The organism is Allokutzneria oryzae, from assembly GCF_042429765.1.
GTDB classification, from domain to species: Bacteria; Actinomycetota; Actinomycetes; order Mycobacteriales; family Pseudonocardiaceae; genus Allokutzneria; species Allokutzneria oryzae.
On the sequence record NZ_JBHLZU010000018.1, the window covers coordinates 140,240 to 159,497 of the forward strand.

Annotated in this window: 19 protein-coding genes; 5 read left to right on the forward strand and 14 right to left on the reverse strand. The window is 71.3% G+C overall.

Features of this window, described 5'->3' with window-relative positions; all coding sequences use genetic code 11:
* The first annotated feature begins 36 nt into the window (after nucleotides 1-36).
* Nucleotides 37-1,038, forward strand: a complete 1,002-nt coding sequence (locus ACFFQA_RS19775) for an ABC transporter substrate-binding protein (RefSeq protein WP_377854068.1) — start codon at nucleotides 37-39, stop codon at nucleotides 1,036-1,038.
* 328 nt (nucleotides 1,039-1,366) lie between these two features.
* Nucleotides 1,367-2,377 carry an ABC transporter substrate-binding protein gene (locus ACFFQA_RS19780; RefSeq protein WP_377854071.1) on the forward strand — a complete coding sequence of 337 codons (1,011 nt, stop codon included), beginning with the start codon at nucleotides 1,367-1,369 and terminating at the stop codon, nucleotides 2,375-2,377.
* A gap of 105 nt (nucleotides 2,378-2,482) precedes the next feature.
* On the opposite strand, the gene ACFFQA_RS19785 is transcribed toward ACFFQA_RS19780, so the two are convergent.
* Together ACFFQA_RS19785 and lysS are read right to left on the reverse strand one after the other, a co-directional pair.
* A complete protein-coding gene (locus ACFFQA_RS19785) occupies nucleotides 2,483-2,830 on the reverse strand; it encodes a histone-like nucleoid-structuring protein Lsr2 (RefSeq protein WP_377854074.1) in 348 nt (115 codons plus the stop codon).
* Nucleotides 2,831-2,969: 139 nt separating this feature from the next.
* The gene (lysS, locus tag ACFFQA_RS19790; RefSeq protein ID WP_377855897.1) at nucleotides 2,970-4,424 is read right to left on the reverse strand and encodes a lysine--tRNA ligase; all 1,455 of its coding nucleotides are present in this window, start codon (nucleotides 4,422-4,424) and stop codon (nucleotides 2,970-2,972) included.
* A gap of 113 nt (nucleotides 4,425-4,537) precedes the next feature.
* Between lysS and ACFFQA_RS19795 the strand changes: the two genes are divergently transcribed.
* A complete protein-coding gene (locus ACFFQA_RS19795) occupies nucleotides 4,538-5,302 on the forward strand; it encodes a class I SAM-dependent methyltransferase (RefSeq protein WP_377854076.1) in 765 nt (254 codons plus the stop codon).
* On the opposite strand, the gene ACFFQA_RS19800 is transcribed toward ACFFQA_RS19795, so the two are convergent.
* The 5 genes from ACFFQA_RS19800 to ACFFQA_RS19820 all read right to left on the reverse strand — a co-directional run bounded on the left by ACFFQA_RS19800 (nucleotide 5,299) and on the right by ACFFQA_RS19820 (nucleotide 9,728).
* Nucleotides 5,299-6,084: a type III pantothenate kinase gene (locus ACFFQA_RS19800; protein WP_377854079.1), complete on the reverse strand. Its 786-nt coding sequence runs from the start codon at nucleotides 6,082-6,084 to the stop codon at nucleotides 5,299-5,301. The two genes, ACFFQA_RS19795 and ACFFQA_RS19800, sit on opposite strands and share 4 nt — an antisense overlap.
* A 13-nt stretch (nucleotides 6,085-6,097) precedes the next feature.
* Nucleotides 6,098-6,577: an aspartate 1-decarboxylase gene (panD, locus tag ACFFQA_RS19805; protein ID WP_377854082.1), complete on the reverse strand. Its 480-nt coding sequence runs from the start codon at nucleotides 6,575-6,577 to the stop codon at nucleotides 6,098-6,100.
* Between the two features lie 16 nt (nucleotides 6,578-6,593).
* Nucleotides 6,594-7,502 (reverse strand): pantoate--beta-alanine ligase, encoded by a 909-nt coding sequence (panC, locus tag ACFFQA_RS19810; protein WP_377854085.1) that lies wholly within the window; start codon nucleotides 7,500-7,502, stop codon nucleotides 6,594-6,596.
* Complete coding sequence (locus ACFFQA_RS19815) at nucleotides 7,499-8,395, reverse strand: Rossmann-like and DUF2520 domain-containing protein (protein WP_377854088.1); 897 nt, start codon at nucleotides 8,393-8,395, stop codon at nucleotides 7,499-7,501. The genes panC and ACFFQA_RS19815 overlap by 4 nt, the downstream gene beginning before the upstream one ends.
* Before the next feature lie 106 nt (nucleotides 8,396-8,501).
* Nucleotides 8,502-9,728: a PrsW family intramembrane metalloprotease gene (locus ACFFQA_RS19820; RefSeq protein WP_377854091.1), complete on the reverse strand. Its 1,227-nt coding sequence runs from the start codon at nucleotides 9,726-9,728 to the stop codon at nucleotides 8,502-8,504.
* A gap of 84 nt (nucleotides 9,729-9,812) precedes the next feature.
* Between ACFFQA_RS19820 and ACFFQA_RS19825 the strand changes: the two genes are divergently transcribed.
* Both ACFFQA_RS19825 and ACFFQA_RS19830 read left to right on the forward strand, forming a co-directional pair.
* Nucleotides 9,813-10,766, forward strand: a complete 954-nt coding sequence (locus ACFFQA_RS19825; RefSeq protein ID WP_377854094.1) for an SAM-dependent methyltransferase — start codon at nucleotides 9,813-9,815, stop codon at nucleotides 10,764-10,766.
* Between the two features lie 66 nt (nucleotides 10,767-10,832).
* Complete coding sequence (locus ACFFQA_RS19830; RefSeq protein ID WP_377854097.1) at nucleotides 10,833-11,987, forward strand: NADH-quinone oxidoreductase subunit D; 1,155 nt, start codon at nucleotides 10,833-10,835, stop codon at nucleotides 11,985-11,987.
* An 8-nt stretch (nucleotides 11,988-11,995) separates the two neighbouring features.
* Here the strand turns inward: ACFFQA_RS19830 and ACFFQA_RS19835 are convergent, their stop codons facing one another.
* From ACFFQA_RS19835 to ftsH, 7 genes are all read right to left on the reverse strand, one after another.
* Entirely contained in the window at nucleotides 11,996-13,600 is a 1,605-nt protein-coding gene (locus ACFFQA_RS19835) for a DUF6779 domain-containing protein (protein ID WP_377854100.1), read from the reverse strand.
* Between the two features lie 98 nt (nucleotides 13,601-13,698).
* The gene (locus tag ACFFQA_RS19840; RefSeq protein WP_377854103.1) at nucleotides 13,699-14,172 is read right to left on the reverse strand and encodes a DUF3180 domain-containing protein; all 474 of its coding nucleotides are present in this window, start codon (nucleotides 14,170-14,172) and stop codon (nucleotides 13,699-13,701) included.
* Nucleotides 14,173-14,311: 139 nt separating this feature from the next.
* On the reverse strand, nucleotides 14,312-14,797 hold the full coding sequence (folK, locus tag ACFFQA_RS19845; RefSeq protein ID WP_377854106.1) for a 2-amino-4-hydroxy-6-hydroxymethyldihydropteridine diphosphokinase: 486 nt from the start codon (nucleotides 14,795-14,797) through the stop codon (nucleotides 14,312-14,314).
* The gene (gene folB / locus ACFFQA_RS19850) at nucleotides 14,794-15,174 is read right to left on the reverse strand and encodes a dihydroneopterin aldolase (RefSeq protein ID WP_377854109.1); all 381 of its coding nucleotides are present in this window, start codon (nucleotides 15,172-15,174) and stop codon (nucleotides 14,794-14,796) included. Before folB ends, folK begins: the two co-directional genes overlap by 4 nt.
* Entirely contained in the window at nucleotides 15,171-16,028 is an 858-nt protein-coding gene (gene folP / locus ACFFQA_RS19855) for a dihydropteroate synthase (RefSeq protein ID WP_377854112.1), read from the reverse strand. The genes folB and folP overlap by 4 nt, the downstream gene beginning before the upstream one ends.
* Nucleotides 16,028-16,636: a GTP cyclohydrolase I FolE gene (gene folE / locus ACFFQA_RS19860; RefSeq protein WP_377855900.1), complete on the reverse strand. Its 609-nt coding sequence runs from the start codon at nucleotides 16,634-16,636 to the stop codon at nucleotides 16,028-16,030. The genes folP and folE overlap by 1 nt, the downstream gene beginning before the upstream one ends.
* Nucleotides 16,633-18,957, reverse strand: a complete 2,325-nt coding sequence (gene ftsH / locus ACFFQA_RS19865) for an ATP-dependent zinc metalloprotease FtsH (protein ID WP_377854115.1) — start codon at nucleotides 18,955-18,957, stop codon at nucleotides 16,633-16,635. The genes folE and ftsH overlap by 4 nt, the downstream gene beginning before the upstream one ends.
* Nucleotides 18,958-19,258: the final 301 nt, after the last annotated feature.

Sequence of the window (19,258 nt, forward strand, 5' to 3'; positions counted from 1 at the left end):
TTAGTCAGGCAAGCCTAACCGAACTGTGGAGGAACCTTGACCAGAGCGTTGTTGGCGAGACGGGGCCTCGCCGGCTTGATGATCATCGCCGCCGCGACCGCCGTCGTCGCCTGCGGCCCCGCTCCCGCACCGCAGGGCGGTGCCCCGTCCGGGCAGGCCGCGCAGTCCGCCGGGTTCCCCAGGACGGTCAAGCACGCGATGGGCGAGACCACCGTTCCCGCCGCGCCGAAGCGCGTCGCCGCGCTGGACGCCAGCTTCGTCGACGCCGCCATCGCCCTGGAGGCCGAGGTCGTCGCCTTCACCAGCTACCGCTCGATCGGCGACACCGTGCCCGCCTACCTCGGCGAGCCGGGCAAGCGGCTCAGCGCGGGCGCGAAGGCGGTCGGCCCGCTCGCCGCGCCCAAGATCGAGCTGATCCTGAACCAGAAGCCCGACCTGATCCTCTCCGCGAAGGTCCGGCACGAGCAGATCTACGGCCAGCTCAGCGCGAAGGTCCCGACGGTGTTCAGCGACACCACCGGGCCCACCTGGAAGGAGAACATCCGGCTGGTCGGCCGCGCCCTCGGCAAGGAGGACCTGGCCGAGAAGAAGATCAAGGACTACGAGGACCGGGCGCGCCGGATCGGCGACGCGATCCGGGCCAAGGAGGGCCGCAACCCCACCGTCTCCATCGTGCGCTTCGTCGACGGCCCGACCCGGCTCTACCAGCAGGCCAGCTTCTCCGGGATCGTGATGAAGGACGCGGGCCTGGCCCGGCCGCCCGCCCAGGCCGCGAACTCCTTCGCCGCCGAGATCAGCGAGGAGCGGATCAGCGACGCCGACGCCGACAAGATCTTCGTGGCCACCTACCCGGACGAGAAGGGCGCGTCGGCCAGCACCAGGCAGCGGTTCGAGACCAACCCGCTGTGGCGCCCGCTCGCGGGCAAGGCGGTCGAGGTCGAGGACCTGACCTGGGTGACCGCGGTCAGCCTGCAGGGCGCGCACATCATCCTCGACGACCTCGCCAAGGCCTTCGGCGTGGATCCCGCCAAGAGCTAGGTCGTGTCCTGCACGTGGTGACACCGCCTCACCCCCCTGGCGCCCTCCACCCACGTGCCCCTCATTTCGCGTTTTGCCACCTTGACGCGCGAAAGAGCGCTCCCAAGTCGCGTCAAGGTGACAAAACGCGACAACCCCGACCACGCCAGCCGGCTCACGCGTGCACGGGGGTGCGGGGCGCCGCCAGCGCGGGGCATCGGGACGACTTGCCGGACAGGCGCTAGTCACGCGACGGTTCCGGCTGCGTTGCGGCTCACCCGCCGCGCATCGCCGAAAGTTAGGGCAACCTATCCTCACTGGGAACCGGATGACGACTTTGGGAGGACAGTTGAGGACAAGGGCGCTGTTGGCTCGGCGCGCGTTCGCCGGAGTGGCCGCCGTGACCGTCGCGGTCGTCGTGGCCGGGTGCGGCGGCGGTGCCGCTCCGAGCTCGCCGGCACCGGGCTCCGGACAGGCGGAGGCGGGTTTCCCCAGGACGGTCAAGCACGCGATGGGCGAGACCACCATTCCCACCGCGCCGAAGAAGGTCGCGGCGCTGGACAGCAGCTACGTGGACGCGGCGTTCGCGCTGGAGACCGAGGTCGTCGCGTTCACGCTGTTCCCGCTGACCGGGGACAAGTTCCCGGACTACCTCAAGGCCGACGCCGCCGTCTACGGCCGCAACGCCAAGGCGGTCGGCTCTCTGGAGCAGCCCAAGGTCGAGGAGACCCTGGCGCTCAACCCGGACCTGATCGTCTCGGCCAAGGTCCGGCACGAGCAGCTCTACGGGCAGCTGTCCGCGCGCAAGCCCACGATCTACAGCCAGACCACCGGGCTGACCTGGAAGGACAACATCCGCCTCCTCGGCACCGCGCTCGGCAAGGAGGAGCTGGCCGACAAGAAGATCAAGGCCTACGAGGAGCGGGCCCGCAAGGTCGGCGACGCGATCCGGGCCAAGGCGGGCAAGAACCCGACCATCTCGGTCGTGCGCTTCGTCAACGGCCCGACCCGGCTCTACACGCCGAACAGCTTCGTCGGCATCGTGCTGAAGGACGCCGGCCTGGCCCGGCCCGCCTCGCAGGACGACTCCAAGGCCAAGGACATCTCGGTGAACGTCTCGGAGGAGCGCATCCTGGACGCGGACGCCGATCACGTCTTCGTATCGGTTTTCCCCGATGCCAAGGGTGACGCGGCGAAGGCCAAGGAGAAGTACCTGGCGAACCCGCTGTGGAAGCAGATCAAGGGCCAGGTCACCGAGGTCCAGGACGGCACCTGGATCGCGTCGGTGAGCCTGCAGGGGGCGCACGCCGTCCTCGACGACCTCGCCAAGGCCTTCGGCGTGGATCCCGCCAGGAGCTGATTCGCCCCGCGGGCACAAACACGAGGACCCCTTCAGCAGTTCGGGGCTGCTGAAGGGGTCCTTTTGCGCATCTGCACCGGGTTTTCCCAGTACGAGGGGATGACTTCAGTTTTCGTTGTGGTAGGACTCCAGCACGTCGGCCGGGATACGGCCGCGGTCGGAGACCTTCATGCCGCGCTTACGCGCCCACTCCCGAATTGCCTGGTTCTGCTCGCGGTCCGCGGCCGCGGGACGGCCCGGACGTGCGGCGGAACGCCCACCGGCGGAACGACGCCGACCACCGACACGACGCGCACTGCCGATGAAGTCCGCCAGCGAGTCACGCAGCTTTCCAGCGTTGCCACTGGAAAGGTCGATCTCGTACGAGACCCCGTCGATCGCAAACTCGACAGTCTCCTCGGCCTCGGAACCGTCGAGGTCGTCCACCAAGGTCCGGATGACCTTCTCAGCCATGCGTCTTCCTTCCCTGAAATCCGGCGACATGCTGTTCCGGATGCGTTCCCAGTCGCCAGCTCGGCAACGAGACTATGCGCGACATTAGCGTAGCTCTACTCAAAAGAGCAGACGTCGCTCGGTCTCAAAGTGGTGAACGTCATTCAGGTCGTACAAGTGGGAACAGGATCGTCTCCCGGATACCGAGGCCGGTCAGGGCCATCAACAGCCGGTCCATGCCCATTCCCATGCCGCCGCTCGGTGGCATTCCGTACTCAAGCGCACGCAAGAAGTCCTCGTCCAGGCGCATAGCCTCGTCATCTCCGGAGGCTGCCAGGCGGGCCTGGTCCTCGAAGCGCTGGCGCTGCACAACCGGATCGACCAGTTCGGAGTAACCGGTGGCCAACTCGAAGCCGCGCACGTAGAGGTCCCACTTTTCCGTGAGGCCCGGCGTGCTTCGGTGCTGACGGGTCAGCGGCGCGGTCTCGGTTGGGAAGTCACGGACAAAGGTAGGCGCATGCAAGTGGTCTCCCACCAGGTGCTCCCAAAGCTCCTCGACCAGCTTTCCGTGGCCGAGCGCCGGGTCGGTGGAGATACCGTGCGTTTCCGCGTGCTTACGCAGCAGGTCCACCGAGGTGTTCGGAGTGACCTCCTCGCCAAGGGCCTCCGACAGCGAGCCGTACATCGTAATTGCGGTCCACTCGCCGGAGAGGTCGTACTCCGTGCCGTCGGCCAGCGTCGCCACGTGCGAGCCGAATACCGACTGGGCGGCTTCTTGGATCAACTCCCTGGTCAGCACGCCGATGGTGTCATAGGAACCGTAGGCCTCGTAGGCCTCCAGCATCGCGAACTCCGGCGAGTGCGAGGAGTCCATGCCCTCGTTTCGGAAGTTGCGGTTGATCTCAAAGACCTTCTCGATACCACCGACGACGCACCGCTTGAGGTAGAGCTCCGGCGCGATTCGGAGGTACAGATCGGTGTCCATGGCATTGGAGTGCGTGACGAATGGCCTAGCGGATGCACCCCCATGCAGGGTCTGCAACATCGGCGTTTCGACCTCAAGGAATCCACGCCGGTGGAACGACTCGCGCAGTGAACGCATGACGCCGGAGCGCAGGCGAACGGTATCCCTGGCCTGCGGGCGCAGCAGAAGATCGACGTAACGCTGCCGGACGCGGGTCTCCTCGGAGAGCTCCTTGTGCGCGACGGGCAGCGGCCGCATGGTCTTCGCGGCCATTTGCCATTCGGTGACCATCACGGACAATTCACCACGACGCGAGGTGGCGACCTCACCGCGCACGAACACGTGGTCACCGAGGTCGACATCGCTCTTCCACGCGGCAAGGGCCTCGGCGCCGACGCGATCAAGGCTGAGCATCGCCTGGAGTTCGACGCCGTCGCCCTCGCGCAGAGTCGCGAAACAGAGCTTGCCGGTGTTGCGCACGAACATCACGCGCCCGGTGACCCCGACGACCAGGCCCGTCGCGGTGTCCGGCGCGAGATCCGGATATGCCTCACGAATCTCGCGCAACGTGTGCGTGCGGTCGAGAACGACGGGATACGGGTCCACGCCTGCCTCCAGCAGGCGTTCCCGCTTTTCCCGGCGTACTCGCATCTGCTCCGGCAGATCGTCTTCGCTGGTTACAGGCTGCTGCTGGGGCTTTGAGTTCACGGGGGGAAAGGTTACGTAATCCCGTGCGCGCGGAGCGAACGGGATACGGTCTGCCGATGGAGGACTCTGAGCTGCGGGCCCGCCGCGCCCGGTCGTTCGGCGAGCGGGCGGCGCAGTACGCCGAACACCGCCCCGACTACCCGGCCGACGCGGTCCGCTGGGCACTGGAACCGGTGCGCGACCGCGAGGTGGTGCGCGTGCTGGACCTGGCAGCCGGCACCGGGCGGCTGACCGAGGTGCTGCTGGGCGAACCGGTCAGCGTGATCGCGGTGGAGCCGGACGCCGCCATGCGCGCCCAGCTGCTCGGCAGGCTGGCCGGGGTGGCGGCGCTGGCGGGCACGGCGGAGGACATCCCGCTGCCGGACGAGCGGGTGGACGCGGTCCTGGTCGGCCAGGCCTTCCACTGGTTCGACCCGGAGCTGGCGCTGCCGGAGATCGCCAGGGTGCTCAAGCCCGGCGGCGTCCTGGCGGCGCTGTGGAACACCGACGACGACCGGGTGCCGTGGGTGGCGGGGCTCGCCGGCATCACCGGCACCGGGGTCCGCTACACCGACCGCAGGCACGACAGGGGCGAGACGCTGCCAGACAACGGCTACTTCGGGCCGTTCGAGCAGACCACGTTCGGCCACACCCACCGCAGGACGGCGGCCAGCCTGACCGAGACGATCGCCACCCACTCCGTGACGCTGCTCAAGGACGAGCGGCAGCGGGCGGCGACCCTGGCGGAGGTCCGCGCCTACCTCGACGCGCAGCCGGAGACGGCGAACGGCGAGTTCGACCTCCCACTGGTCACGATCGCCGCCCGCACCCGCAAGCTCTAGCGGGTGTTGCGCTCGTAGACGAGCTTGAGGCCGAGCAGGGTCAGGTCGGAGACGTGGTGCTGGATGGTCGAGGACTCCGAGAGCACCAGCGGGGCGAGACCGCCGGTGGCGATCACCGTGACCGGGCCGGCCTCCGTGGCCTCCAGCTCCGCCACGATGCGCTGGACCAGGCCGTCGACCTGGCTGGCGAAGCCGTAGAGGATGCCGGACTGCAGGCACTCCACCGTGTTCTTGCCGATCACCGACCTCGGCCGGACCAGCTCCACCTTGCGCAGCTGGGCGGCGCGCGCGGCGAGGGCGTCCACCGAGATCTCGATGCCGGGGGCGAAGACGCCGCCGAGGAACTCGCCCTTCGCCGAGATCACGTCGATGTTGGTCGAGGTGCCGAAGTCCACCACGACGCACGCCGTGTCGAAGAGGTGGTGCGCGGCCAGCGTGTTGATCACGCGGTCGGCCCCGACCTCCTTCGGGTTGTCCACCAGCAGCGGCACCCCGGTGCGCACGCCGGGCTGGACGATCACCCGTGGCACGTCGCCCCAGTAGCGGCCCAGCATCACCCGCAGCTCGCGCAGCACGGACGGCACCGTGGACAGCGCGGAGACCCCGGTGATCTTGTCGGCGTGCTCGCCGAGCAGCCCCCGCGTTGTCAGCGCGAGCTCGTCCGCGGTCATCCTGGCGTCGGTGCGCATGCGCCAGTCCCTGAGCAGCGTGGTGTCCGTGCCGTCGCCCGCGTACAGGCCCAGCACGATGTTGGTGTTGCCGACGTCTACGGCGAGCAGCACCGCGTACCGCCTCTCAGTCCTCTGCCTGGATGAGCTTGTCCAGCCGGGCCGCGTCGACCGTCTCCGCCGCCGGCTCCTCGGACTCGGTCTCCGCGCCGCTGGTGAGGCCGGAGCCCTCCGGGGCGTGGGCCGGGTCGGCGCCGAGCTCGACGATGGAGTTGGCCGCGTCGACGAAGATCACCTTCGGCTGGTGGGTCCTGGCCTCGGCGTCGTCCATCACGCCGTAGGCGATCAGGATCACCAGGTCGCCCGGGTGCACCAGGTGGGCGGCGGCGCCGTTGATGCCCAGCACCCCGCTGCCCCGCTCACCGGGGATCACGTAGGTCTCCAGCCGGGCGCCGTTGGTGACGTCGACGATCGCGACCTGCTCGCCTGCCAGCAGGTCGGCGGCGTCCATCAGGTCCTCGTCGACCGTCACCGACCCGACGTAGTCGAGGTCGGCCTGGGTCACCGTGGCCCTGTGGATCTTCGACTTGAGCATGGTGCGGAACATGGTTGAGATCCCCCTCTCACCCGTGGAGTTCCTGTGTCCCCTGGCCTTCGGGCACGCCGAGCAGCACAGGGGTGTTGTCGATGAGTCTGGTCTGGCCGACCGTGGCGGCGACGAGCAGCCTCGCCTCGCCGGTCGCCGGGGCCGGGCCGAGGTCGGTGCCGCGCAGCTCCAGGTAGTCCACGGCCACCTCGGGGCTGGCGTCGAGCACCGCGCGGGCAGCGGCCAGCCCCTGCTCGGCGCCCTCGATCGCGGCGGCGGTGCCCGCGGACAGCGCGTTGGGCAGCGTCAGCGCGCTGGCCCGCTCCGCCTCCGACAGGAAGCGGTTGCGCGAGGACAGCGCCAGGTGGTCGTGCGGGTCCCGCACGATCGGCACCCCGACCACCGAGGTCTCGAAGTTCAGCTCCCGCGCCATCCGCTTGATCAGCACGAGCTGCTGGTAGTCCTTCTCGCCGAAGAACGAGTAGTCCGGCCGCACGATGTTGAACAGCTTCGCCACCACGGTGAGCACGCCGGCGAAGTGGCCCGGCCGGACCGCGCCCTCCAGCTCCTCGCCCAGCGGGCCGGGGTGCACGGTCACCTGCGGGTCGTCGCCGTAGATCGCCTCGACCGCGGGCGCGAGCACCAGCTCCACCCCGGCCTCGCGGCACTTCTCCAGGTCCGCGTCCATGGTGCGCGGGTACTTGGCGAGGTCCTCGTTCGGCCCGAACTGCAACGGGTTCACGAAGATCGACACCACGGTGACCGTGTTCGGGACGCGCCGCGCCCGCTTGATCAGCTCCAGGTGGCCGTCGTGCAGCGCGCCCATGGTCGGCACCAGTGCGATCCGGCGGCCGACGCCGCGCAGCGCCCTGGTGACCTTGCCCAGCTCGGCGGGGTCGGTGTGCACGGTGAGTTCGTCTCGGGTGAAGCTCGGCGTGCTGGTCATCGGGGGTCCTCGTGAAGTTCGGAGCGGACGGCGTCGGCGGCGTCGGGGCGCAGCATGCCGGACCGCTCGGCGCGGTCGGCGGTGCGCAGCGCCAGCTCCCGGTAGCCGGGCAGCACCTCGGGCGCGGTGCGGGCGAGCACGTCGACGTGGGCGTGCACGGTTCCCGCGTCGCCGCGGGCGACCGGTCCGGTGAGCGCGCGGTCGCCGAGCCGGAGCACGTTGTCCAGCGACGCGGACAGCAGCGGCGCGAGCAGGCGCTCCACCGAGCCGATTCCCGCCTCCCGCAACAGGTCCGCGCACTCGGCGACCAGGGTGATCAGGTGGTTCGAGCCGTGCGCGAGCGCGGCGTGGTAGAGCGGTCGGGCGGCCTCGGGGACGCGGACGGGCTCGGCGCCCATCTCCACGACCAGGGCCTCCGCCACGTGCCAGGCGACCTCGTCGCCGTCGGTGGCGGTGATGCCGACGCAGCAGGCCGCCATCCGCTGGAGGTCCTCCTGGCGGCCGGTGAAGGTCATCACCGGGTGCAGGGCCAGCGGCAGCACGCCGATCTCGGTGGCCGGCCGCAGCACCTCGACGCCGTGCGCGCCGGAGGTGTGCACCACGATCTGCCCCGCCCGCAGCGAACCGGTCGCGACCAGTCCCCGGACCAGCCCGGCGAGCTCGTCGTCGGGAACCGCGAGCAACACCAGGTCGGCGGCGCGGGCGACCTCGTCGGGTGCGAGCACCGGAACGTCGGGGAGCAACAGCTCCGCTCGCGCGCGGGAGGCGCTGGAGACGGCGGAGACCCCGTTGACGACGTGCCCGGTCCTGGCGAGGGCGGCACCGAGCACCGCGCCGACCCGACCGGCGGAGACCACTCCGACGGCAAGCCGAGCTGGGCGCTCTGACGTCATCGTCCTGCTCCTCTTGGTGTTCCAGGCCCACGACCTCCGCGGGTACCGGACAGCGGCGCGAGACTAACCGGCGACACCCGCGTCGCGACGGCGCTGGTGACCAGCTTCACCCGGTGCTGCCCGCGCGCCGGGGACGGCGCTTGGCCGTGCGGGCACCCGCGAGACCGAGTGCGCCGGGAGCGTTCACCGCGGCGGCCCTGGCCCGGTGCAGCGTAGTCAGCAGCTCGTCGTGCCGCCGCTCGGAGTCGCCGCCGCAGGTGCCGTTGGCCATGCGGTACCGCAGGAACGCGAGCTCGGTGACGGCGGTCTGGTAGCCGGCGACCGCGCGGGCGGCCTCCTCCCCCGCGCGCTGCCGGACGCGGCCGAGCCACCAGCGGCGACCGGCCATGCTGGCCAGCAGCGCCACCTCGCTCGGCGCGATCCAGCCCGAGTCGGCCATGAAGGGCAGCTCGGCGACGACGATGCGCTGCTCGCGGCGGCGCTGCCAGACGACGAGCCAGACCGTGGCGGCGAAGATCGGCACCATGATCAGGAAGTAGATGTTCAGGAAGTCCAGGCCGCCGCCGAGGGTCGCCGCGCCGTTCCACAGCACGTGCAGGCCGACCGCGAGCAGAAAACCCAGCAGCGGCGCGAAGAACCGCACCCCGGCCCGGGTGCTGCCCGCGGCGAGCCCGACGCCGATGCCGGTCATCACGGTGAACAGCGGGTGCGCGAACGGCGAGAGCACACCGCGCAGGATGAACACCGCGATGACACCGCCGGTGGCGTTGCCGAAACCGTCCTGGGCGAACGCCTGACCGAAGTAGAAGATGTTCTCGGTGAAGGCGAACCCGGCCGCGGTGATGCCCGCGTAGACGATGCCGTCCACCACGCCGTCGAACTCCTGCCTGCGCCGCCAGAGCAGGGCGAGCGGGAACAGGGCCTTGGCCGTCTCCTCGACCAGCGGCGCGGAGACCACGGAGCTGAGCAGGTCGCCGCCGCCCTGGCCGAGCAGCATGTCGCCGACGGTCCTGGCGGTGTCGTTGATCAGCAGCGCGCTGATGGTCGCGCCGCACGCTCCCCAGAGGAACGCCGCGAGCAGCAGCTTGGTCGGCTCGGGTTCCCAGCGGTCGATCCACAGGAACGCGCCGACGACGAAACCGACCGGCACCAGCGCGGTGCCCGCGCCGATCAGCACGGCCAGCAGGCCGACGCGGGAGGTGGCCATCCCCAGCAGGATCAGGCCACAGGTGCCGAGCAGGATCAGGCCGATCACCGAGCCGAGGACGGCGCGCTGCTGGCGGCGCTGCTGGGCTGGCTGACGGCGCTCGGCCGGGAGCTCATCCGTGGTCACGATCAGTGAGCCTACGGTTTCGCTCCTGGCACGCCGGATCGGACTTCCCGGCATCGAACGGACGGCGGGTAAGGTGCCCGTCCCGTGCGGGACTGGCGACGGGCGTGGCAGGCGGCGCTGTACTCCCCCCGCGGCTTCTTCGCCCGGGGTGAGCGACCGTCCGCGCACTTCAGGACCTCGCCGCTGGTCGGCCCCGAGCTCGCGGAAGCGCTGCTGGAGCTGCTCGACCGGGTGGACTTCGCCCTGGACCGGCCCGCCGAGGTGGACTTCGTCGACGTGGGCGCCGGCGGCGGCGAGCTGGCCGTGTCGGTGCACGACCTCGCCCCGGCGGCGCTGCGGCGACGCCTGTGCGTGACCGCCGTGGAGGTCACGCCGCCCGCCGTGCCCGCGGGTGTGCGGGTGCGGACCGACCTCCCCTCCGACGTGGTCGGGCTGCTGGTCGGCCACGAGTGGCTCGACTCCATCCCCTGCCAGGTCGTCGAAGTCCACAATGGACAGATCCGCGAGGTGCACGTGGACGACCACGGCACGGAGTCACTGGGGCCACCCGTGACCGGCGCGGAGCTGGACTGGCTGAACCGGTGGTGGCCGTGGCCGGTCCGCGCCGAGGTGGGCTTGTCCAGGGACACCGCATGGGCGGACGCCGTCCGGCGGGTGCGCGCCGGGGCCGCGCTCGCGGTGGACTACGGGCACGTGCTGGCCGACCGCGCGGCGGGGCGGCACCGCGAGGGGACGCTGACCGGCTACCTGGCGGGGCGCCAGGTGCGCCCGATCCCCGACGGCAGTCGCGACCTGACCGCCCACGTCGCCATGGACTCCTGCGCCGAGGCGGCCGGTGGCGGCGTGATCACGTCGCAGGCGAGCGCGCTGGCCGCGTTGGGGCTCAGCGCATCCGCACCGGCAGCCGGGATCGCGGCGACCGATCCGGTTCGCTGGCTCGACGAGGTGGCGCGGGCGGGCCGGATCGCCGAGCTGACCGATCCGGCGGGCCTCGGCGGCTTCCACTGGCTGCTGCACTGGGCGGGCATGGAAGCATGAGCACGTGAGCGAGCCATTCAGCACAGCAGCTCTGCTCACGGCCCGCCGAGCTTGCGAGGCGCGACTGTGAGCAGGCAGGAGACCATCGGAGTCGGCGCGGGAGCCGCCTATCTCGGCGTCGACCGCGTGATCGACCTCGGACCGCTGCACCCCGCGGCGCACGGGGCTTATCGGCTGCGGCTGCGGCTGGACGGCCCCGACGATGCTCCTGTCGTGGCCGAGGCGGAGCCGCTGGTCGGCCACCTGCACCGGGGCGCGGAGAAGCTGTTCGAGGTCCGCGACTACCGCCAGGCCCTGGCACTGGCCAACCGGCACGACTGGCTCGCCGCGTTCTGCAACGAGGTCACGCTCGCGATGGCCGTCGAGCGGATGACCGGCATGGACGTGCCACCGCGCGCACTGTGGCTGCGCACCCTGCTGTGCGAGCTGAACAGGATCCTGGCTCACCTCGCCTTCCTGACCCCGCTGACCCGCACCCCCTCCGGTGAGCCGACCCCGGGCACGACTGCCGCACAACGTGGCACGAGCGCCGTCCAAGCCGTCATGGAAGAGGCCACTGGCGGCCGGATCCATTTCATGGCAACGAGGATCGGCGGTCTGCGCGAGGACGTGCCAGCTGGCTGGACCGACAACGTCGCGGCCGCTCTATCCACAGTGGACAGAGAGTTCCCCGCGATCACGTCATCCACTGTGGACAGTGATGACTTTCGTTCCAGGCACGCCGGAATCGGCGTCCTGTCGGCCGACGACGCACTGGAGCTCGGTGTCACCGGCCCGGCCGCGCGCGCCAGCGGGGTGGACATCGACCTGCGCCGCGACGACCCGAGCTGCGCGTACGGCGAGCTGACCGTGCACCCCGTCCTCGGCACGACGGGGGACGCCCTGGCCAGGGTCTCGTGCCTGGTGGGCGAGATCGCGCAGTCGGTCCGCCTCGCCCGCGAATGCCTGGACCGCCTGCCGGGTGGGGCCGTCAACGTGCGCCTGCCGAAGGCGGTGAAGGCCCCGGAGGGCTCCGTCTACACCTGGACCGAGGCGCCGCTCGGAGTCACCGGCGTCTACCTGGCCTCGCGCGGCGAGAAGACCCCGTGGCGCCTGAAGCTCCGCACGCCGTCGTTCAACAACGTGCAGGCACTCGCGGCGCTGCTGCCGGGAACGCGCGTGGCCGACCTGCCCGCCGTGCTCGGCTCCTTCGCCCTCGTCGTCGGCGACATCGACAAGTAGCGGCGCGGTCAGTCGTCGGAGCGGCGGCGGCGACGGCGCGGGGTGTCGTCCACGCCGTTGGCCGCGAGGAGGTCGCTGACCGAGAGCCCGGAGGCGTGCTGGCCCGCGTTCGCGCTCGCCGTGGCCGGTTGGGCGTCGGAGAGCTCCGGGTTCCAGGCGCCGGTGACGTCCCAGGACGGCTTCGCGTTCTCCGGGCGACGACGGCGACCCGTCGACGAGGACGTGTCGCGGCGGGCCGGAGGGTCGTCCTGGGTGGCCCACTCCGCGTTCACGTCGACCTTCGGCGGCGGGGGCGGCTTGGGGGTCTCGCGCTTGCTCGCCGAGAGCTTCTCCAGCCAGCTCGGCTCGGAGTCACCGCGATGCCTGCGGCCGGTCGAGCGCACCGGCTCGACGAAGTCCTCCGGTTCCGGCTCGGGCGGGGCGGCGGCGGGCGGCGCGACGGGCTCCGGCGCGTGGAACTCCGGCTCGGCCGGGCGCTCCGGCTCCGGCTCCTGGCGGCGCGTGGGCTCGGCACGGCGCACGACGGGGTCGGTCTTGCGGAACTCGGGCTGAGGCGGCTCGGGGCGGGACTCCGCGACGGGTTCGGGCTGCGGGCGCACCGGTGGGCGGCTGACCACCTGGGGCTCGCGGACCGGCGGGCGGTTGACCACCTGCGGGTCCGGTCGCTGCGGCCGGACCGGGGTCGAGCTGACCACGCGGGTCGACTCCTCCTGGCGCGGACGCTGCGGCTCGGCGGGCCTGCGCTCGTGGACCTGGGTGGCCTCCGCTGCGGAGACCGGCGGAACGACCGAGGTCGCGGCCGGAGCCGCCGGGCGCGAGGGGGGCCACGCGTCAACGACCTCGGGCATCGCGGCGGCGGGCTGCATCTGCTGCTCGCGGCGCTGCGGCATCGCGCGGGTCGGCTCGGGACGCGGGGCGGGGTGCTGGCGTTGCGGGCGGCTCGGCTCGTTGCGCGCGGGCTGCATGCGGCCGGAGTCGGTCCGGCGGGCGGTGTCCTTGGACATCACCTGGGTGTGCGCGGCGTCGGCGCGCACCGGCTGCGGACGCGACTGCTGCGCGGGCGCGAGCTTGCGGCGGGTCTCCTCGGTGGTGGTGATGATGCGGCTCTCGCGGCTGTCGCCGATGCCCACCAGACGGGCCTGGTCCAGCGCGCGCATCCGGGTCGCCTCCGCGCGCAACGCCACCCGCTCGACGAGAACCTCGCCGCCGAGCAGCGCCTCCAGGTTCTCGCGCAGGGTGCGCAGCTCGTTGCGGAGCTCGTCGAGCTCGCTGCGGGAGTCGTCCTCCAGCTGGCGCCGGGTCTCCGCCTCGACCTCCAGCTCGTACTCGCGGCGGGCGGCGCACTCGCGTTCGAGCTCCAGCTCGTAGACGCGCTGCATCTCGTCCTCGCGCTCCTTGCGCTCCACCGCCTGGCTGCGGTAGCGGGCGGCGGCGAAGGCGGCGAGCAGGGCCGCCCAGAGTGCGGCGACCACGGCCAGCCGTAACCAGCGGGACGAGTCACTGAACACCAACACGGCCGCGGCGACCACGGCGAAGGACAGAACCGCAACGACCAACGCCAAGCCCATGCCACGGCCAGTGCTGCGCTCGGTCGAGTCGCTGCGGCCGGTCATGGGTTCTACGGTACCTGGCGGTTATCCGAACGAGACCTGCTCGCGGGCTCATTCTCGTCTCGGTGCAGGCACATTCGGGTCCGTATTTGATTTCTTGCTCAGCTTCGGCGCCCGCCGGGCCTGTCCGGTCCGTCCGGGTCGTCGGGTGTCCGGCAGCAGTGCTCCAGCCACAGCGCGCCGCCGACGAGGGCCGCAGAGCTGACCAGTCCGACGGTCGCCGACAGGGTGTCCCCCGCGGCCGCCTCAAGATCGGCGAAGCGCGGCGCGACGTAGAGCAGCACCGCCACCCACACCCCCGACATGATGGCTCCGGCCAGCGAGGACGCCTTCGCCAGCGCCACAGCGCGGGCCGCGACGAGCGCCTCGACCGGCAGCGTCCCCGGCTTGCGCTGGATGCGCGCGCGGAGGGCGAACCCGAACCACAGCTCGATGCCGCCGAGCACGAGGAAGGTCAGCCCGACGAAGGCGGGCAGCCGGGGCAACGTGTTGTACGCGGCGATCAGCAGCAGGTGGGTCACCAGCGCCGCGACCACTCCTGCGGCGACCAGATCCCGTGGCCTGGTGAATCTCACATGCCCATCCTGGCAAACCGGGAACGTGACCGGGCAACGCGCCGGGTGTGCCCGCCCCGCCGGGGAACACCTGTGACGCAGGACAAGCCCATCGACGTCCTCAATGCGACAAGCGCGCGGTACCGATCACGCCGAAAGGTCACGAGAGGTGGAGGTCGTCCCGCCGGTGGACGCCGTCGCTCGACAGCCGCGCGAGCAGGTCGCGGACCGGACCGTGGCCCGGCAGGACCGCGTCGGGTTCGACGTCGAGCCACGGGATCAGCACCGTGGCGCGTTCCGGTGTGCCGGGATGCGGCAGCACGAGGTCGGGGTGGTCGGAGGTGACGCCGTCGACGGTCACCACGTCGACGTCGAGCACCCGTGGTCCCCACCGGACCAGGCGCTCGCGTCCCGCTTCGTTCTCCAGGGCCTGGCCGCGGCGCAGCCACTGCCACTCGTCGACGCCGTCGGCTTCGACCACGAGGATCGCGTTGAGGAAGTCGTCCTGCTCGACGCCGCCCCACGGAGCCGTCTCGTACACCGGGGACACCGCGACCAGCTCCGCGCGGAAGCCGTCGACCGCGCGCTGGAGGAACGCCAGCCGGTCCCCCATGTTCGAACCGAGCGACAGGACCGCCCGGCTCATGCCTCCGCACGTCCTTTGCGTCGCGAGCGGCGCACGGTCACGGCCACGTCGGCGAACTCCAGCGGGATCGGCGCGTTCGGCTTGTGGATCGTCACCTCGGCGGCGTGGGCGCGATCGTCCATCATCACGTCGTCGGCGACGCGGGCGGCGACCGACTCGATCAGGTCGTAGGACTTGCCGCCGACGATCTCCGCCGCGCGCTCGGCGAGGACGCCGTAGTGCAGGGTGTGCTTGAGGTCGTCGGTCTCGGCGGCGCGGCCGAGGTCGATCCAGACCGTGATGTCGACGACGAACTCCTGGCCGTCACGCTTCTCGTGGTCGAAGACGCCGTGGTTGCCGCGCACCCGCAGCCCGGTCAGCGTGATCCGGTCCGTCATCGGTTCTCCCAGCCTCGGTCCCAGGCGGCCGCAACGGCGACCGCGTCCAGCGATCCCGCGACATCGTGCACCCGCACGCCCCAGACGCCCGCGGCGGCGGCCAGCGCGGTGATCGCGGAGGTGGCGAACTCACGGCCGTCCGGCGCGCGCGGCACCCCTTCGGCGTCAGCGAGCAACGCGCCGAGGAACCGCTTGCGGGACGCGCCGAGCAGCACAGGGAAGTCCAGCGCGATCAGCTCGTCCAGCCGCCGCAGCAGCTCCCAGTCGTGCCTGCGGCTCTTGGCGAAGCCGAGACCGGGGTCCAGCACGAGCGCGTCCTCGGCGACCCCGGCGGCGATGGCCGTGTCCACCCGCGCCAGCAGCTCGGTGCGCACGTCGGTCACCACGTCGGTGTAGCTGGCGAGCAGGTCCATCTCGCTGCTGTGACCGCGCCAGTGCATCAGGACCCACGGGCAGCCCGCCTCGGCGACCACGTGCGCCATCCGCTCGTCGGCGAGGCCGCCGGAGACGTCGTTGACCACAGTGGCCCCCGCCTCCAGCGCCGCGGCCGCCACCTCGGAGCGCATCGTGTCCACGCTCGTGCGGACCCCGCTGGCGGTCAGGTCGCGGATCACCGGGACCACGCGCCCCGCCTCGACGGCGGGATCGACCCGCTGCGCGCCGGGCCGGGTGGACTCGCCACCGACGTCGATCAGGTCCGCTCCCCTGCGGAACATCTCGACGCCGTGCGCGACCGCGTCGTCGTGGTCGAGGTAGCGCCCGCCGTCGGAGAAGGAGTCCGGGGTGACGTTGAGGATGCCCATGACCGCGCAGCGGCCGGGATCGGGCAGTGCCGGGTGCGGCTTCCCTGCCATCAACGGGCCTTGATCAGCTCGATGGCCTCCGCCCGCGTCGACGCGGAGTCCCGCATCAGTCCGCGCACGGCCGAGGTCGTCGTCCGCGATCCGGGCTTCTTGATCCCGCGCATTCCCATGCACAGATGTTCCGCCTGCACCACCACGATCACACCGCGGGGGTCGAGCCTGCGCACGAGGGCGTCGGCGACCTGCGAGGTCAGTCGTTCCTGCACCTGCGGGCGGCGCGCGTAGAGGTCGATCAGCCGCGCCAGCTTGGACAGCCCGGTGACCCGGCCGCGCGCGTTGGGGATGTAGCCGACGTGCGCCACCCCGTGGAACGGCAGCAGGTGGTGCTCGCAGGTGGAGTACACCGGGATGTCGGTGACCAGGACGAGCTCCTCGTGGCTCTCGTCGAAGGTCTTGTCCAGCACCGAGTCCGGCTCGGTGTAGAGGCCGGCGAACAGCTCCCGGTAGGCCCTGGCGACCCGGGCCGGGGTGTCCCGCAGCCCCTCGCGGCTGGGGTCCTCACCGACCGCCGCGAGCAGCTCCCTGACAGCGGCCTCGGCGCGAGCCTGGTCGAAGACCGGACTCGCGCCGAGGCTGGCTGTGCCGTCGTTCGCGTTCAGCGTCTGCCGTCCTGGGGATCGGAGTCGATCGAGCGCTGCGCCTCCGGCTGCGGCTGCTCCGCCGGACGCTCCGCACCCTGCTGCGGGTTCTGGCCGGTCGGCCACGAGCCGCCCGCACCGCCGGGGGCGGTCGCCGGGGTCCAGCCGGGAGGCGCGCCGTAGTACGGCGGGCCCGCGGCGTGCGGCGGCTGCTGTCCCTGCGGCTGCTCGGCGCCCTGCTGCTCGGCCGGGGCCTGCCGCGCCTGCCACGCGGGCGGGTGCTGCTGCGGGCCGCTGCCGTTCGGGCCGGGGGTCTCGCCGCTGCCGTGCGGCGGTCCGCCAGGCAGGTCGCCGCCGCCGGGGGCGGTGCCGACGGGGGTCGGCGCCGGCTCCTCGACGACCGGCGGCCACGGCTCGCCGCGCTCGATGGCCAGCTCGCCCCTGGTCTTGATCGGCGGCTTGTCCGAGGGCGTGCGCCCGCCGAAGTCGTTGAACGCGGTGATCCTCGGCCGCTTCTGCACCGAGGCGAAGACGCGCTCCAGGTCCTTGCGCTGCAGGGTCTCCTTGTCCAGCAGCTCGCGGACCAGCTCGTCGAGGACGTCGCGGTACTGGGACAGGATCTCCCAGGCCTCGGTGTGCGCGACCTCGATGAGCTTGCGCACCTCCTCGTCGATCTCGTGCGCGACCTCCAGCGAGTAGTCCGGCTGGTGGCCCATCTGCCTGCCGAGGAACGGCTCGCCCTGGTTGGTGCCGTACTTCACCGCGCCGAGCTTGGCGCTCATGCCGTACTCGGTGACCATGGCACGGGCGATCTTGGTCGCCTGCTCGATGTCGCTGGAGGCGCCGGTGGTCGGCTCGTGGAAGATCAGCTCCTCCGCCGAGCGGCCGCCCATCGCGAACACCAGCCTGGCGATCATCTCGGAGCGGGTCATCAGCTCCTTGTCGTCCTCGGGCACCACCAGCGCGTGCCCGCCGGTGCGGCCGCGCGGCATGATCGTGACCTTGTAGACCGGCTCCAGGTCCGGCATGGCCCAGGCGGCCAACGCGTGGCCCGCCTCGTGGTAGGCCGCGACCTTCTTCTCCTTCTCGGAGATCAGTCTGCTCTTGCGGGCAGGGCCGCCGACGACGCGGTCGACCGACTCCTCAAGTGCCTCGGCGGTGATCAGCTGGCCGTTGTGCCGCGCGGTGAGCAGCGCGGCCTCGTTGATCACGTTGGCCAGGTCGGCGCCGGAGAAGCCCACGGTGCGCTTGGCCAGCGAGTCCAGGTCGGCGTCCGGGCCGAGCGGCTTGCCCTTGGAGTGCACCCGCAGGATCGCCTTGCGGCCGGAGAGGTCCGGGGCCGCCACCGGGATCTGGCGGTCGAAGCGGCCGGGGCGCAGCAGCGCCGGGTCCAGGATGTCCGGGCGGTTGGTCGCCGCGATCAGGATGATCCCGCCGCGCGAGTCGAAGCCGTCCATCTCGACCAGCAGCTGGTTGAGGGTCTGCTCGCGCTCGTCGTGGCCGCCGCCGAGACCTGCCCCTCGGTGCCGTCCCACCGCGTCGATCTCGTCGACGAAGATGATGCACGGCGCGTTCTGCTTGGCCTGCTCGAACAGGTCGCGCACCCGCGAGGCGCCGACACCGACGAACATCTCGACGAAGTCGGAGCCGGAGATGGAGTAGAACGGCACGCCGGCCTCACCGGCGACGGCGCGGGCCAGCAGCGTCTTGCCGGTTCCCGGCGGACCGTAGAGCAGCACGCCCTTGGGGATCTTGGCCCCGAGGGCCTGGTAGCGGCCGGGGTTCTGGAGGAAGTCCTTGATCTCGTAGAGCTCCTCCACCGCCTCGTTGGCGCCCGCCACGTCGGCGAAGGTGGTCTTCGGCATGTCCTTGGACAACTGCTTGGCCTTGGACTTGCCGAAGTTCAGCACCCGGCTGCCGCCGCCCTGCGAGTTGTTCATCATCCACATCAGCAGGACGAGAACCAGGCCGACCGGGATCAGGTACAGCAGCGCCGTCACGAACAGCGACTCCTGCGTGACCTCGGTCTTCCAGCCGCCGGTCATGTTCTTGGCGTTGGTGAGGGCCTGGACGAGCATGGTGTCCCCGCCGCGCGGGAACTGCGTGATCAGCCGGGTCTTGTTGCCGTCGACCGGGTTGTTGAGATCGAGTTTGAGCCGCTGTTCCTTGTCCTGGAGGATCGCGCTCTTGACGTTGCCGTTGTTGAGCTGTTCCAGGGCGCGGGAGGTGGGCACCTCCTCGTAGCCGCGGGTGTCGTCCAGCAGCACGCTGAAGGCGTAGAACAGCAGGAACGCCGCGAGAATCCAGATCAGCGGGTTCCGAAGCAGGCGCTTACGGTCCATTAACTTACGGCCGTCGGGCGGCCTCGCCCCTCCCTGACTTGCATGCCGGGTGACGGGCCGCCACGGGGACACGGAGAAACGCGTGGTGTCCGGCGGCCGTCGTCCGACCAGCGTACCGCCCGTGTGGATGTCGGCTCCTTGACGGCGCTGACGGGGCACGGGCGCACCGGTCTCCCGGCCAACGGGCGAGACGCGCACCGGGTTCCCGATGGGGCGATATCCGCCGGACGTGAGCCTGGCCACCCCGCCACTCGGCCGGTTGATGCTGGTCACGTGGCGCAATCGTTATTCGGCTTTCCGA